Genomic DNA, 15,935 nt, shown 5'->3' with positions numbered 1-15,935 from the left:
GCGCCCGCCGGGACGGATGCTGGGCTCAGCGAGGGTGATGCGCGGTGACTACCTGGGACACGGCCGAGGGCGGCGACCTCCGCGGGCCCCTCGACCTCACGAAGGCGGCGACCGCGGTGCTCGACGCCCGGGACGTCGTCCTCGGCTGGAGCCCGCGCGCCGAGGAGCTGCTCGGCTACCCGGCCGAGGAGGTCCTGGGCACGCCCCTGCACCGCCTGCTGGCCGTCCCGGCCCGGCTCGACGGTGCCGGGCCGCTCGGCGGCGACGGGGGCCCGGACGGCCGCGGCGAGGACATCGACCTGCGGCACCGGGACGGGCACCCGGTCCGGGTGGCGGTGACCCGCTCCTTCCTGTCGCCGAGCCCGCGCGGGCCGGTCAGCGTGCTGCTCGCGGCCCGGGTCACCGAGGTACGCGAGTGGGAGATCCACCAGGCGATGCTCCGCGCCCTGCTGGACCAGTCCCCGATCGGCCTGACCGTCTACGGCACCGATCTCCGGGTGCGGTGGGCGAACGCCACCTGCAAGCGGGAGCTCGCCGGACCCCCCGAGAACTACGTCGGGTGCGGCCCGGACGAGCTGGTGCCCGGCGGGCAGATCATCGCCGGCAGCTCGGCGGGCAACCTGCGGGAGCTGGTGCAGGGGGTGCTGGAGACCGGTGCTCCGGTGGTGGAGCTGCACTACCGCGGCCGTCCGCCCGAGGACCCGGCACACGACCGCATCTGGTCGTACTCGTACTACCGCCTGCTCGGGCCCGGCGGGGAACCGCTCGGGGTCTGCGAGGAGTCGTACGACATCACCGAGCGCTACCGTGCGCAGCAGCGGCTCCAGCTTCTGGTGCGGGCGGGGGAGCACATAGGCACCACGCTGGACCTGTACCGGACCGCCGAGGAACTGGCCGAGGTGGCGGTGCCGCAGTTCGCCGAGGCCGCCTTCGTCGACCTCTTCCCGGACGTGCTGGAGGGCGGCGAGAGCGGTTCCTCCGCCCCGCGGTCGCGCCCGCTGGTCCGGGTGGCCTCCCGGGCCGCACCCGGTGCCGGGGAGGCCGTCACGGTGCTGCCGGAGACTCCGGTCGGCCGGCACCCGCGCTACCCCGGGGAGTCGCCGCAGGCCCGCAGCCTCGCGGCCGGCGGCCCCGTGCTGGAGCCCGCCCCGGACGAGGAGCCGGGCGGCCCGGCCGCGGTCCTGCGCACCCTGGCGGTGCCGGTACGGGCCCGGGGCGCCGCGATGGGCGTGGTCACCTTCCTGCGCGGCGACCGGCACGACCCCTTCGACAGCGACGAACTCGCCCTCGCCGACGAGCTCGTGAGGCGCACCGCGGTCTCCGTCGACAACGCGTGGCGCTACGCCACCGAGCACACCGCCGCCCTCACGTTGCAGCGCAGCCTGCTGCCGCGCAGCCTCCCGCCGCAGACCGCCGTCGAGACGGCCTACCGCTATCTGCCGGCCGACAGCCGGGTGGGAGTGGGCGGCGACTGGTTCGACGTGATCCCGCTCTCCGGCACCCGGGTCGGCCTGGTCGTCGGCGACGTCGTCGGGCACGGGCTGCGGGCCGCGGCGACCATGGGCCGGCTACGCACCACCGTCCGGGCGCTGGCCCAGCTCGACCTGGCTCCGGACGAGCTGCTGTCCCGGCTGGACGACCTGGTCACGCAGACCGACGAGGAGCGCGCCCTGGTCGATCCCGGCCCGGAGCCCGCGCCCGACGACGCAGCTCTGGGAGTGACCTGTCTCTACGCCGTCTACGATCCCGTGTCCCAGCGGTGCGTGCTCGCGCGGGCGGGGCACCCGCTGCCCGCGGTCGTCGGGGCGGACGGCGGGGTGGCCTTCCCGGAGCTGCCCGCCGGACCGCCGCTGGGGACCGGGGGTCTGCCCTTCGAGAGCGCCGAGATCGAGTTGCCGGAGGGCAGCCTCCTCGCCCTGTTCACCGACGGCCTGGTGGAGGCGCGGGACCTGGATGTGGGGGAGGGGCTGTACCGGCTGCGCGACGTGCTCTCCGGGCACCGGCGCGGGCTGGAGGAGCTGTGCGACCGGGTCCTCGGCGTGCTGCCCTCCGGCAGCACGACCGACGACGCCGCCCTGCTGCTGGTCCGCACCCGGGCGCTGAACTCCGACCAGGTCGCGGCGTGGGAGATCGCCGCGGACCCGGCGGCGGTCTCGGACGTACGGACCGAGGTGGGCGGGCGGCTGCACGACTGGGGGCTGGACGAGCTCGAGTTCGGCACCGAGCTGGTGGTCAGCGAACTGGTGACCAACGCCATCCGGTACGCCGGCGGGCCCATCCATCTCCGGCTCATCCGCGACCGCACCCTCATCTGCGAGGTCTCCGACACCGGGCACACCTCGCCGCACCTGCGGCATGCGGAGAGCGAGGACGAGGGCGGCCGCGGTCTCTTCCTGGTCGCCCAGCTCACTCAGCGCTGGGGCACCCGCTACACCTCCGCGGGCAAGGTGATCTGGGCGGAGCAGCCGCTTCCGCCCAAACCCTGACCACGTCGGGGAAATCGGTCAAGCCGGTCTTCCGTCGCGTGCCGCGCCGGGAGAGGCGGCATGGCGACCTCCCCGTTCTGGCGATGAATCAGACCTCGCGCCGTATATACCTTGAACGCCACGAATAGGGCGATATAAAGAACGCGTGGCGGGGTGGTGTGCCGAGCGTCACACGTCCGTTTCCGTCGTTGCCGCGCGCGGCCCGACGTTGTGGTTGCGCTCTGTCAACTTCCCCGGCCCGGGCTTGTTTTGAGAAAGCCGGAGAGTTCCGCGGAATCACGCTCGGAAAAAGATCCGGTGCGTACCGTCGCCGAATTCCCCGGGCGTTCCCGGGAACCGCCTCGTGCCGGTCCTGCGTCACCTTGTCTCCGGCAATCGGTTGTGTTTTCGTGTCCTGGCCTCCGCCCCCCTGGTGGAGGACCCACCGCCGGGACGCCGAATCCTGCCGCCCGGTCGGGGGAAAGGCAGCAGTCGTGACGGCAGGAGCGGGGGAACCAGGTTTGCGCCGTGCCGCACCCGCGGCCGGCTAGGGGTGAAGCCATGCCTCAACGCGCCTCGGCGCGGCGGGACATGGCCGGGCAACTCTCGCCCGAATCCGACAGCTCACCTCGCAGGCGTAGGAGAGGACACACCCCCCATGTCTCGTGGTCGCCACCGCCGCCCGCGCATATCGCTCATTCCCCGTCGCGTCTCCCGCCTTTCGGTCGCACTGACCGCCGGCGGCGCCGGTATCGCCGCGCCGCTGCTGCTGGCCGGAAACGCGCACGCCGCTCCCGTTTCCGCCGTGCACACGGCCGCGGAATCGCCGCAGACCCAGAAGTCCGTGCAGCAGCAGAAGTCCGGGGAGAACTCCGCGGACCGCTACACCGTCGTCAGCGGCGACACGCTGTACGGCATCGCCACCGCCCATGACGTCGACGGCGGTTGGAAGAGCCTCTACCAGGCCAACCGCGAGACGGTCGGCGACGACCCGGACCTGATCCTCCCGGGTCAGCGCCTCACGCTGGAGGCCCCCCAGGCCTCCCGGAGCGGTGACCGCACCGAGCAGGGTGCCGCCGAGGAGGCGCAGCCGGCGGAGAAGCAGCAGACCTCCGCCGAGGCCGCGACCCAGTCGTACCCGGACAACCTGGACGGCTGGATCCGCGAGGCGCTGTCCATCATGAAGCAGCACGGCATCCCGGGGACGTACGAGGGCATCCACCGGAACATCATCCGGGAGTCCGGCGGCGACCCGAACGCCATCAACAACTGGGACATCAACGCCCAGAACGGCACGCCGTCCATCGGCCTGCTCCAGGTGATCAAGCCGACCTTCGACGCCTACCACGTGCCGGGCACCGTCGACAGCCAGTACGACCCGGTGGCCAACATCGTCGCGGCCTGCAACTACGCGGCCGACCGCTACGGTTCGATCGACAACGTCAACGGCCCCTACTGAGTCTCCCTCTCACGGGTCGCTGCCCTCGGAGGCCCCTCGCGCACGGCGCGGGGGGCCTTCGGGCGTCCACGCCGGGGGTTCCCGGGACTCTTCCGCGTGCTCTTCCGGCCCGGGCGGCCCCCGGTGCACCCACGGTGACGCTGCGAAGTCCTACAGTTGCGTGACGTGAGGGCCCGGTGCGACCGCGCCGCCCGGCGCCCGACCGCGGCGTGCCGTGCCGCCGTCCGGTGCATCCGCCGCCCGCGGCGTACGCCGCGCCCGTACCGACGAGGTGAGGAGCAGCCATGCCCATGATCCAGACCCGGCCGGCGAGCACGGAGGAGGCCGGGACCGTGACCGTCGGCGGGTTCCCCTGCTCGTACCGCCTGCTGCGGCAACCGCACGCCCGCACCGAGCCGTTGGTGCTGCTCGGCGGGGCGCTCCAGGACAAGTACGCCTGGGCGCCCACCGAGCCGACCTTCCACGCGGTGGCGGACGTGCTCACCATCGACCTGCCCGGCTGGGGCGACTCGCCGGTGCTGCCCGCCCGGTACGACTTCGGCTTCCTGAGCGACGCGCTCGCCGTCGCGCTGGACCACGCGGGGATCCACCGGGCCAACGTGATCGGCGCCTGCTACGGCGGCATCACCGCCTACACCTTCGCCGCGCGCCACCCCGACCGGGTCGCCCGCCTCGGCCTGGCCTCCCTGCAGGACGGGCTCACCGACGAGGCGCGGGCGGCCTTCGAACACGCCGTCCACGCGCTGCGGCGGGGAGACGTGGACACCTTCGTCGGCACGGTCGTGGACCTCTATCTGCCGCCGTCGGCCTGCGCCGCGGACCGCCGCCGCACCGCGATCGCCCGGGTGCTGCGCAGCCAGCTGCACGGACTGACCCCGCGGGCGCTCGGCAACTACATCGAGGGCACGCTCCGGCTGCTCGACTTCCGGCCCGCCTGGCGCCCGCTGCCCCTGCCGGTACTGGTGCTCAACGGCGAGCAGGACACCTTCACCCCGCCTCGCGGCGGGCGGCGGCTGGCCGGCGCCATGGACGCCGACTTCGGGCTGATCGCGGGCGCCGGCCACATGCTGGGCCTGGAGCGGCCGGTGGAGACCGCAGAGCGCCTCGCCGCCTTCGTCACCGGGAACCGGACCACCGGCACGGTCCTGCCGCAGCGGTCCGGGGGCCGCGCCTGACCGCCGAGACGGTGCCGGACCGTCCCGCGAGGTGCCGGGCGACGGCACGCCCTGACGCCCTCCCGCGCGCCTGCGGACGGGCGGTCCCGCGCGGCCGCAGGCGCCGCCGGGCCGGGCGTGCCGGGCGTGCCGGGCGTGAGGAGGCGCAGACCGGGAACCCGCGAGGCGGGAGGTGAGAGACGATGACCGACGCGACGCGGAAGGACCTCGCGGCGGAGCTGCTCGACCGGTACGGCCACCGCAGCCTCGCCGAGGAGGCGGAGATCCAGCTCGACGGGGAGCCGCACCACCTGTTCCAGCTCCTGGAGCTGGCCGCGCTCACCGACGGGCGGGCCGATCCCGGCACGGCCGTGCGCACCTTCGTGACACTGCGCGACAACCGCTGGTCCACGGCGGGTCACGTCCGCCACGCCGGGCCCGGGCAGATCACCCGGGCGCTCCGGGACGCCGGCTACCCCGAGGGCGACGCCGGGCGGATCTCCACCGCCCTCACCGATGCCGCGCTGCATCTGCTGGACGATCACGGCGGCGACCTGGGCGGGCTGCGCGAGGACGCCGGGCGGGACCCGGAGCGCGAACGCGAGCTGCTCGGGCACTTCGCCGAGGTGGGTTCCGGCATCGTCGACGCGTTCTGCAGGGAGGCCCAGCCGGTGTGGCCCGAGCTGAGCCCGTGCGCCGACAAGGCGGTGCTCGACGCGGCCGGCCGGCTGGGACTCGGTGAGGACACCCGGTCGCTGCGGTCGCTGGCGCGGGACGACCGGGAGTTCGTGCGGCTGACCGACGCCCTGCTCCGGGTACGGCACGAGGAGGACGGCTACGCGGAGGTACGGGACCGGGCCGCCCGGCGTGCCTGACCCGGCCGCCCGGCGGGGCCACGGCACCGGCGCGGCCGGCGCGGACGCACGGAGCGGGATCACCCTCGCCCTGTGCGGAGACGTGATGCTCGGCCGGGGCGTCGACCAGATCCTGGAGCACCCCGGCGACCCGGAGCTGCGCGAGAGCCATCTGCAGGACGCCCGGTCCTATGTGCGGCTCGCCGAGGAGGCGCACGGCCCCGTGCCGCGGCCGGCAGGCCCCTCCTGGCCCTGGGGCGAGGCACTGCGGGCGCTCGCGGAGCACGCCCCGGACGTCCGGGTGGTGAACCTGGAGACGAGTGTCACCCGCAGCGACGACTTCGCGCCGCGGAAGGCCGTGCACTACCGGATGTCCCCGGCCAATCTGCCCTGCCTGGCCGCGGCCCGGCCGGACGTCTGCGCCCTGGCCAACAACCATGTGCTGGACTTCGGGCGCCGGGGACTCGCCGGGACGCTGGACGCCCTGGCCGGCGCGGGACTCACGGCCGCGGGCGCCGGGCGGGACGCCGCCGCGGCCTGGCGGCCCGCCGCGATCCCGGTGCACGGCGGCGCCGGGCGGGTGCTGGTCTTCTCCTGCGGGATGCCGTGCAGCGGCATCCCGCCCGGCTGGGCGGCAGGGGAGGGGCGGCCGGGCGTCGCGCTGCTGCCCGGCCCCACCCCGGAGGCCGCGGAGGCCGTGGCCGGCCGGGTGCGCCGGGCGAAGCGCCCCGGCGACGTGGCGGTGGTCTCCGTCCACTGGGGATCCAACTGGGGGTACGACGTCCCGGAAGCGCACGTGCGGTTCGCGCACGCCCTGATCGACGGCGGGGCCGACCTGGTGCACGGGCACTCCTCCCACCACCCGCGGCCGCTGGAGGTGCACCGCGGCCGGCTGGTGCTCTACGGCTGCGGCGACTTCGTCGACGACTACGAGGGCATCGGCGGCCACGAGCGGTTCCGGGACGACCTGCGGCTGCTCTACCTGGTGTCGCTGTCCGCGGACGGCGAGCGGGACGGCGGTGCCCTCACCGGGCTGCGCATGGTGCCGCTGCGGGCCCGGCGGCTCCGGCTGGAGGCCGCGCCGGAGGAGGACGCGGACTGGCTGGCCGCGACCCTCGACCGGGTGGGCCGCGGCTTCGGCGTCCGGATCGCGCGGGAGCCCGGCGGTCCGCTCGTCCTCGCCGGCCGCGAGGAGGGCGCCGCGCGGGCGCCCGGATGAGGCACGGCTGACCGTCATTCAGTATGCCTGTCCGCCACGGTGATTCCGGGCGGGAGACGCGAAGGCGAGCACAGAAGGCCCGCAGAAGGCCCGCAGAACGCCCGCAGAACGCCCGCAGAGAAGCCCGTGGAGAAGCCCGCAGAAGAACGCGCAGAAGAGCACGCGGAAAGGCGTGCCGCACGGCGCGCAGCAGCGCACGCCTTTCCGTGCCGTTCATCGGGAAATATGAATTACGATTTGCCTCTTGCGTGTTCGTGCCGCTCGGATACCGTGGTCATGCGTCCTGCGGGCCGTCCGGCCAGGGGCCGGGCGGCATTCGGCAAGTGCGGGGTAATTCCGGGGGAATTCCGGGGAAGGGGCGCCGCCCGACCACCTGGGGAGGCATGATGAGGACGTCCGGCGAGGCGCCGCGGCACCTCCCACGGCCATGTCCGCCACGCACGTGAGCGCGCGCGCCGGGCCCGGGGACGCGCATTTCGCGGTCTTCCCGGACCGCGCGGACGCGGTCGCCGTGGCCCGCTCGTTCCGCGGCCCCGGCACCCGTACGCTGACGCACCCGTCCGGCCGGCCCTGGCTCACCGGGCACTGGCACGACGACGAGCTCCGCACCGCACGGGCGGGCCGCGCCGCACTCGCCGTGGTCGGCACCCACCCGTGCGACACCGGATGGCTGCGGCGCCGCGCGGAGCGCCTCCGGGACCTCGCCGAGCTGGACGCCCTCGCCCGCGAACTCCCCGGCAGCTTCCACCTGGCGGCGGTGCTCGACGGGCGGCTCCGGGTGCAGGGCACCGCCTCCGGGCTCCGGCTGGTCTTCCACGCGTCCGTCGACGGCATCCAGGTGGCCGCCACCAGCGCAGACGTGCTGGCGGCCGCGCTCGCCGCGGACCCGGACCCCGAGCGGCTCGCACTCCGGCTGCTCTGGCCGGTGCCGCACCCCCTCGCGGGGCTGCCGCTGTGGCGCGAGGTGACGCCCGTGGCCCCGGAGGAGGCGCTGCTGGTCGAGGCGGACGGACGGAGCGTCCGGCGCTCCCGGTGGTGGCACCCGCCGGAGCCGGTCCGTTCGCTGGAGGAGGGCGCCCCGGCCGTCCGGGACGCGCTCACCGCCGCCGTCGGGCTCCGCACCCGCTCCGGCGGCGTCGTGAGCTGCGACCTCTCCGGCGGGCTGGACTCCACCTCGGTCTGCTTCCTGGCGGCCGGCTCCCCGGCGCGGCTGCTCGCCGGGACCCGCCCCGGGCACGACCCGGCCGACAGCGAACTGCACTGGGCCCGGCAGGCGGCCTGCTTCCTGCCCGACGCCGAGCACCTGGTGTGGGACACCGGCGCCCCGCCGCCCGCCCTCGCCGGCCTGCTCGGCGCCGACGACCTGCTGGACGAGCCGACGGCCGGTCTGCTCGACCGCGACCGGCTGCTGCATCCACTGCCCGCGCTCCGGCAGCGCGGCAGCCGGCTGCATCTGACGGGCCTCGGCGGCGACCACGTCAGCCGGTGCTGCGAGGCCTATTACCACGGGCTGCTGCGCCACCGTCCCGTCCTCGCCCTGCGTCAGCTCCGCGGGTTCCGCGCCCTGTGGCAGTGGCCGCTCGCCGGTACCGCCCGGGCGCTCGCCGACTCCCGGCCGTACCCGAAGTGGCTGGGGGACGCCGCCCGGCGGCTGCGTGACCCGGCACCGTCCCCGGTGAGCTCCGCCCTGGGGTGGGGTGTGGGGCCCCGGCTCTGGCCCGGTGTCACCGCCGACGCGGAGCACGCCGTCCGGCACGCCCTGCGCGAGGCCGCCGCGAGCGCCGAGCCGCTGCACCCGGACCGCGGCCTCCACGCCGACCTGGAACGCATCCGGTCCTGCACCCGGGTGGTGCGGCAGTGGGACCGCATGGCCGCCCGCGCGGGGGTGCCGATGGCCTCGCCCTTCTTCGACGACCGGGTCATCGAGGCCTGCCTGGCCGTCCGGCCCGAGGATCGCGTCACCCCCTGGAGCTACAAGCCGCTGCTGACCGCCGCCATGCGCGACGTGGTGCCCGAGGCCTGCCTGCGCCGGGCCAACAAGGCCAAGGCCTCTCTGCACGCCTCCGGGGGTCCACGGGAGCATCCTGGGGAGCTCCCGGCCCTCTGGGAGGACTCCCGGCTGGAGCGACTCGGCCTGGTGGACGGTGCGGCGCTGCGCGGACCGGCCTGCCGGCCGGCCGTGCCCCGTCCGCGGGACGCGGTCCTCGACGCGGCGCTGGCCTGCGAGGTGTGGCTCCGGGGCCTGACCCGGGCCACCGAGGCCGCCGCCCCGGCCGTGCCGTAGCGCACCCGGCACGGGGGCAGCACCCCGCGTGGCCCGGGACGCCCGCGGGCACGGCAAGGGCCCGGGCCATGGCGGCCCGGGCCCCGGGGGAGCCGGTGCGGCTCAGTCCTGCTTGCGTCCGGGCATGTGCTCGTAGATGTCGGTGAGCTTCTGCCGGAAGCCCTTGGCGGCGATGCCCGTCCGCTCCGGGTCCTTGATGCCGGCCTTGACGGCCTTCTTGGCCTGCTGCTTCTTGATGTGCGGCGGGATGGGCGCGATCTCGTTGTCGACCACGAACTCCAGGACCACCGGACGGTCGCTGCGCAGGGCCTCCTCCCAGGCGTCGTCGATCTTGCCCGGCTTGTCGCAGTAGATGCCCTTCAGCCCGGCCAGTTCGGCGTACTTGGCGTACGGGAAGTCGGGAATGTACTGCGAGCCCTCGAACTTCGGGTCGCCGCCCATCGCCCGCTGCTCCCAGGTCACCTGGTTGAGGTCCTGGTTGTTGAAGACGCAGAAGATCAGCGGCGGCGACCCGGCCATGCGGTCGGCATACCGCTTGACCGTGATCATCTCGTTCATGCCGTTCATCTGGAAGGCGCCGTCGCCGACGAAGGCGATCACCGGCCGGTCCGGGTAGGCGAACCGCGCCGCGATGGCGTACGGCACTCCCGGGCCCATCGTCGCCAGCGTGCCGGAGAGCGAGGCCTGCATGCCCTTGTGCAGCTTGATGTGCCGCGCCCACCAGTTGGTGGCCGAGCCCGAGTCCGCGGTGAGGATCGCGCGCTCCGGGAGCCGCGGCGAGAGCTCCTGGGCCACCGCCTGCGGGTTGATCTTCCCGCCGAAGTGCTGCCCGGCCCGCTTCTCCAGCACCTTGTTCCAGGAGCGGACGTTCTCCTCGATCTCCTTGCGCCAGGAGCGGTCCTCCTTCCGGCGCAGCAGGGGAATCAGCGCCTTCAGCGACTCCTTGGCGTCCCCGACCACATGGGCGTCCATCGGGTAGCGGATGCCGATCATGCGGCCGTCGATGTCGATCTCGACACCGCGGCAGGAGCCCTCGTCCGGCAGCCATTCGGCGTACGGGAAGCTGGTGCCGATCATGAACAGCGTGTCGCAGTTCATCAGCATCTCGTCGCTGGCCCGCGACCCCAGCAGACCGACCGGTCCGGTCACGAACGGCAGGTCGTCCGGCACGACCTCCCGGCCGAGCAGCGCCTTGGCCACGCCCGCACCGAGGATCTCGGCGGTCTCGACCACCTCCTGCTCCGCCTGCGCGGCGCCCTGGCCGATCATGATGGCGACCTTCTTGCCCTCGTTGAGGATCTGCGCCGCCTTGGTGAGCTCGTCCGGGTCCGGCAGCATCCGTGGCCGGCTCCAGCCGACGCTGGAGTAGACCGAACCGTGCGCCTTCGGCGGCGACGGCATGGCCTCGGACTCCTGGATGTCCTCCGGGATGATGATGGTGGCCACGCTGCGCATGGTCAGCGCCGTCTTGAAGGCGCGGTCGATGACGTGCCGGACCTGCCCGGGATGCATGCACACCTGGCAGTACTCGGACACGTCGGAGAAGAGCTGTTCGAGGTTCACTTCCTGCTGGTAGTGGGTGCCCTGGGCGAGGCGCTTCTGCTGGCCCACGATGGCGACCACGGGCTGGTGGTCGAGCTTGGCGTCGTACAGCCCGTTCAGCAGGTGAATCGCGCCCGGTCCGGAGGTGGCCGTGCAGCAGCCGACCTCACCGGTGAACTTGGCGTGCCCGCAGGCCATGAACGCGGCCATCTCCTCGTGCCGGGTCTGGATGAACTCCGGGTCGCCCTTGGCACGGTCGAATGCCCCGACCAGGCCGTTGATGCCGTCACCCGGGTAACCGTAGACCCGGTGCACGTCCCATTCGCGCAGTCGTCCGAGAACGTAGTCGGCTACTTGCTGTCCCATGATCCTTCCCACTGACGCTGGTCGGAGCCCCCGCCGAACGCCGCGAGTTTCCGCGTACCCGCGCCGTAAACCGGAGGACGCCGGGGAAAGCCGCGTACCTCGGAGGTTGAGGGCCGCGGCCCCGGGTTACTCGCGGTGCGCGGCCGGAGGCGGCCGCGGCGACGAGGGAACGGGTGAGCGAGGTCCAGCGGATGGCAAGCGAGAGCGACGTCACGGTCGACGGCCTGCGGGTGCACGCCTTCACGGTGCCCACGGACGGACCCGGCGGCGAGGAGGAGGACGGCACCCTCCGGTGGAACTCGACCACGATGATCCTGGTCGAGGCGGAGGCCGACGGCGCCACCGGGTTCGGCTACACCTACGGTGACGTCTCCACGGCCGTCCTGGTGGAGTCCAAGCTCGCCTCCGTGGTCGTCGGCGGCGACGCCCTGGCGCCGGGGGCCGCGTGGGAGCGCATGTTCGCCGCTCTGCGTAACGCGGGCCGGCCCGGCGTGGGGGCGATGGGAGCCTCCGCCGTCGACATCGCGCTGTGGGACCTCAAGGCGCGGCTGCTGGGGGTGCCCCTCTTCCGCGCCCTGCCCTCGCACCACGACGCGGTGCCGGTCTACGGCAGCGGCGGCTTCACCAACTACCCGCTCGGGCGGCTGACCGAGCAGCTCGCGGGATGGGTCGAGCAGGGCATCCCCCGGGTGAAGCTGAAGACCTCCCGCCGCCCGGAGGAGGACCCGGAGCGGCTCACGGCGGTGCGGGAGACGATCGGCCCGGAGGTGGAACTGCTCGCCGACGCCAACGGCGCGCCGGCCCGCAAGCAGGCCCTGTACTGGGCCCACCGGATGGCGGACGAGTGGGACGTGCGGTGGCTGGAGGAACCGGTCAGTTCCGACGACACGGCCGGGCTGCGGCTGATCCGCGACCAGGGACCCCCGGGCCTGGAGGTGGCCGCCGGCGAGTACGGCTACGAGATCGGGGACTTCGCCGGCCTGCTGGACTCCCGCGCGGTGGACTGCCTGCAGGCGGACGTCACCCGCTGCGGCGGGGTCACCGGGGTGCTGCAGGTGGCCGGCCTCGCGGCCTCCCACCGCATCGATCTGTCGGCGCACTGCGCCCCGGCAGCCTCGGCCCACGCCTTCTGCGCGGTGAAGCGACTGCGCCATCTGGAGTACTTCCACGACCACGTCCGGCTGGAGGGCCTGCTCTTCGACGGCACGGTGCGTCCTGCCGGCGGCGTGCTGCGCCCGGATCCGGACCGCCCCGGGCTGGGCCTGTCGGTGCGGTGGGCCGACGCCGAGCCCTACCGGGTGCACGGCCGCCCGCCGCCGCGCTGAGCGGCGGTCCCTGCCGCACAGACCGCGTGCGGCCGGCGCCCGCCCGTGCCCCGACGCGTACACCGTTCCAGCCCCGCAGGACCAGGACAGGACCAGGACAGGACGAGGCCCATGCCAGAGACGCCGAAGAACGCGACGCAGGACGTGCCGGTGAAGACGGACCCCTCCGTCGAGGGGCCGCCCCGCGCCCGGCAGACGCTCGCCGTGGGCAGACTCGCCCGGGCGCTGCAGAAAGCCGTGGCGGGCGAGGTCCGGTTCGACGCCGGGGCCCGCGCCCTCTACGCCAACGACGCGTCCAACTTCCGGCAGCCGCCCGTCGGCGTCGTCGTCCCGCGCACCCTGGAGGACGTGGTCGCCACCCACCGGATCTGTCACGAGTACGGCGCCCCCGTGCTCAGCAGGGGCGGGGGCACCAGCCTCTCCGGGGAGACGGTCAACTACGCCGTCGTCATCGACCACTCCAAGTACCTCACCGGCGTGGGCGAGACGGATTCCGGAGCCCGCCTGGTGACCTGCGAGCCGGGGGCCATCAACGAGGAGGTGAACCGGCACACCGGCGAGCACGGACTCGTCTTCGGGCCCGACCCCTCCACACACTCCCGCTGCGTCATCGGCGGCAACATCGGCAACAACTCCTGCGGCATGCACTCGGTCCAGTCCCAGCTCTACGGACCCGGCCCCCGCACCTCGGACAACGTGGAGGCCATGGAGGTCGTGACCTACGACGGGGAGCGCTTCTGGGTGGGGGTGAACGAGGAACACCGCCTGGAGGAGATCATCCGTGCGGGCGGGCGCAAGGGCGAGATCTACGCGGCCCTCCGGGACCTCCGCGACCGGTACGCGGACGCCGTCCGGGAGGGCTTCCGGCCGGTCACCGAGGTACCGCGGCGGGTCTCCGGCTTCAACCTCGACGAACTGCTGCCGGAACGCGGCTTCAACGTGGCCCGCGCCCTGGTGGGCACCGAGAGCACCTGCGTCACCGTGCTCCAGGCCCAGCTCAAGCTGACCCCCGCGATGCTCTGCCGCACCCTCGTGGTGCTGGAGTACGACGACATCGCCGAGGCCGCGGACGACTGCCAGGAGATCACCGAACGGTGGCGGCCGATCGCCCTGGAAGCCCTGGACGACACGCTCATCCACGACCAGGAGGTGCAGCAGATGCACCTCAAGGGCATCGCCGAGCTCCCGCGTCCCGGCGGCGGGGCCTGGCTGATGGTGCAGTTCGGGGCAGACCGCCACGAGGAGTCCGAGCGGACGGCCGAGCGCTTCGCCGGGTGGCTCCGGGAGGAGAAGGGCTTCGCCGGCGACCGGGTGTCGGTGCTGCGCAGCCCGCAGCGCGGGGGGCACAGCGACCTGCTGTGGGAGATCCGGGAGGGCGGTCTCGGCGGCACGGCCTTCCCGCCGGGCAGCGGCGACAACTGGCCCGGCTGGGAGGACTCCGCCGTGCCGCCCGCGCGGCTCGGCGACTATCTGCGCGACCTGCGCCGGCTGATGGACCACCACGGCCTCGCCGGCGCCATGTACGGGCACTTCGCGCAGGGCTGCGTGCACAGCCGGATCAACTTCGACCTGCGCAGCAGGGAGGGGGTCGCCACCTACCGCGCGTTCCTGGAGCAGGCCGCGGACCTCGTGGTGTCCTACGGCGGCTCGCTCTCCGGGGAGCACGGCGACGGCCAGCAGCGCGGCGAGCTGCTGGACCGGCAGTACGGCCCGGAGCTGGTGCAGGCCATGCGCGAGTTCAAGCTGATCTGGGACCCGGCGGCGAAGATGAACCCGGGCAAGGTCGTCGACGCCTACCGGCTGGACGAGGACCTGCGCCTCGGCCCCGACTACAACCCGCCGCGCGACCACACCGTCTTCGCCTACCCGGAGGACGACGGCGACTTCGCCCACGCCACGCTGCGGTGTGTCGGCATCGGCGCCTGCCGGGTGCCGGAGGCCCAGCACACCATGTGCCCCAGCTACCAGGTCACCCGGGAGGAGAAGCACACCACCCGCGGCCGCGCCCGGCTGCTCTACGAGATGCTCCAGGGCGACGTGATCACCGACGGATGGCAGTCCCGCGAGGTGGCCGAGTCCCTCGACCTCTGCCTGGCCTGCAAGGGCTGCACCAGCGACTGCCCGGTCAACGTCGACATGCCCACCTACAAGGCCGAGTTCCTGCACCACCACTACAAGTCCGCCCGCCGCTGGCGCCCCCGGCACGCCTACGCCTTCGGCTTCATCGACCAGGTCTCCCGGCTGGCGGCCCGTACGCCGGAGGCCGTCAACCTCGCCACCCACCTGCCCGGTGCGTCCCGGCTGGCCAAGCTGGCCGGCGGCATCGACCGGCGCCGGCCGCTGCCGCGGTTCGCGCCGATGACGGTGCAGGAGTGGTTCCGCCGTCGCGGCGGCACCGCCAACCCGTACGGCCGGCCGGTGGTGCTCTTCCCGGACACCTTCCACAACCACTTCGCCGCCGACGTCGGGGTGGCGAGCGTGGAGGCGATCGAGGCCGCGGGGTGGCGGGTGATCATGCCGGACACCCACGTCTGCTGCGGCCGGCCGCTGTACGACTACGGCTTCCTCGGCCCTGCCGAGCGCTATCTCCGGCACGTGCTGGAGACGCTGCGGGAGGAGATCCGCGCGGACACCCCGGTCGTCGGCATGGAGCCGAGCTGCCTGGCGGTCTTCAGGGACGAGCTGACCAAGCTGCTGCCGCACGACGACGACGCCCGCCGTCTTGCCCGCAACAGCTACCACTTCCCCGAGTTCTTCCAGACCTTCGGGATCGAGGTGCCCCGGCTGGAGGGCCTGGAGGGCGAGGCCCTGCTGTGGACCCACTGCCACCAGCGGGCCACCGGTGGCAGCAGCCCCGAGGAGGAGCTGCTGCGGCGCATGGGCGCCGAGGTGCGGCCGTTGCAGGGCGGCTGCTGCGGGCTCGCCGGCTCCTGGGGGTTCGAGGACGGCAAGTACGGCATCTCCATGGACTGCGGGGAACAGGCGCTGCTGCCCGCCGTGCGCGAGGCCGGTGCGGACACCCTGCTCGTCGCCGACGGCTTCTCCTGCTCCACCCAGCTCGCGGACGCCGGCACGGGACGGGAGGCGCTGCATGTCGCCCAGGTGATGCGGCTCGCCCGGGAGCGGGACGGGAGCCGGCTGCGCGGCCGGCCGGAGCGGGCCGGGCGGCGGAAGCCGCCCGCCCCGCCGGCGTCCCGCCGGGCGGCCCGGCTGGCGGCCACGCTCGCCCCGCCGGTCGCCGCCCTGGGACAGATCGGAAGAGCACAC

9 protein-coding genes and 1 riboswitch are annotated in these 15,935 nt (G+C 73.9%); of the genes, 8 read left to right on the top strand and 1 reads right to left on the bottom strand.

The window, feature by feature from the left end; all coding sequences use genetic code 11:
• The first annotated feature begins 44 nt into the window (after positions 1 to 44).
• From HOY81_RS21685 to HOY81_RS21660, 6 genes are all read left to right on the top strand, one after another.
• Positions 45 to 2,486: a SpoIIE family protein phosphatase gene (locus HOY81_RS21685; protein WP_237322169.1), complete on the top strand. Its 2,442-nt coding sequence runs from the start codon at positions 45 to 47 to the stop codon at positions 2,484 to 2,486.
• A 423-nt stretch (positions 2,487 to 2,909) separates the two neighbouring features.
• A riboswitch (cyclic di-AMP (ydaO/yuaA leader) is annotated at positions 2,910 to 3,118 on the top strand.
• A 5-nt stretch (positions 3,119 to 3,123) separates the two neighbouring features.
• Positions 3,124 to 3,924, top strand: a complete 801-nt coding sequence (locus HOY81_RS21680) for a LysM peptidoglycan-binding domain-containing protein (protein ID WP_237322168.1) — start codon at positions 3,124 to 3,126, stop codon at positions 3,922 to 3,924.
• 284 nt (positions 3,925 to 4,208) lie between these two features.
• The gene (locus HOY81_RS21675) at positions 4,209 to 5,099 is read left to right on the top strand and encodes an alpha/beta fold hydrolase (protein ID WP_237322167.1); all 891 of its coding nucleotides are present in this window, start codon (positions 4,209 to 4,211) and stop codon (positions 5,097 to 5,099) included.
• 182 nt (positions 5,100 to 5,281) lie between these two features.
• The gene (locus tag HOY81_RS21670) at positions 5,282 to 5,953 is read left to right on the top strand and encodes a hypothetical protein (RefSeq protein WP_237322166.1); all 672 of its coding nucleotides are present in this window, start codon (positions 5,282 to 5,284) and stop codon (positions 5,951 to 5,953) included.
• 58 nt (positions 5,954 to 6,011) lie between these two features.
• A complete protein-coding gene (locus HOY81_RS21665) occupies positions 6,012 to 7,151 on the top strand; it encodes a CapA family protein (protein WP_308341154.1) in 1,140 nt (379 codons plus the stop codon).
• A 427-nt stretch (positions 7,152 to 7,578) separates the two neighbouring features.
• Positions 7,579 to 9,435, top strand: a complete 1,857-nt coding sequence (locus HOY81_RS21660; protein WP_237322165.1) for a lasso peptide isopeptide bond-forming cyclase — start codon at positions 7,579 to 7,581, stop codon at positions 9,433 to 9,435.
• A gap of 102 nt (positions 9,436 to 9,537) precedes the next feature.
• Here the strand turns inward: HOY81_RS21660 and HOY81_RS21655 are convergent, their stop codons facing one another.
• Entirely contained in the window at positions 9,538 to 11,343 is a 1,806-nt protein-coding gene (locus HOY81_RS21655; protein WP_237322164.1) for a thiamine pyrophosphate-requiring protein, read from the bottom strand.
• Between the two features lie 191 nt (positions 11,344 to 11,534).
• Between HOY81_RS21655 and HOY81_RS21650 the strand changes: the two genes are divergently transcribed.
• On the top strand, positions 11,535 to 12,668 hold the full coding sequence (locus HOY81_RS21650; protein WP_237322163.1) for an enolase C-terminal domain-like protein: 1,134 nt from the start codon (positions 11,535 to 11,537) through the stop codon (positions 12,666 to 12,668).
• Between the two features lie 111 nt (positions 12,669 to 12,779).
• A partial coding sequence (locus HOY81_RS21645; RefSeq protein WP_237322162.1) for an FAD-binding and (Fe-S)-binding domain-containing protein occupies positions 12,780 to 15,935 on the top strand: 3,156 nt, incomplete at its 3' end.

Source organism: Streptomyces sp. JJ36 (genome assembly GCF_021696945.1).
Classification (GTDB): domain Bacteria; phylum Actinomycetota; class Actinomycetes; order Streptomycetales; family Streptomycetaceae; genus Streptomyces.
This window is presented reverse-complemented; position numbering and strand designations above follow the sequence as displayed.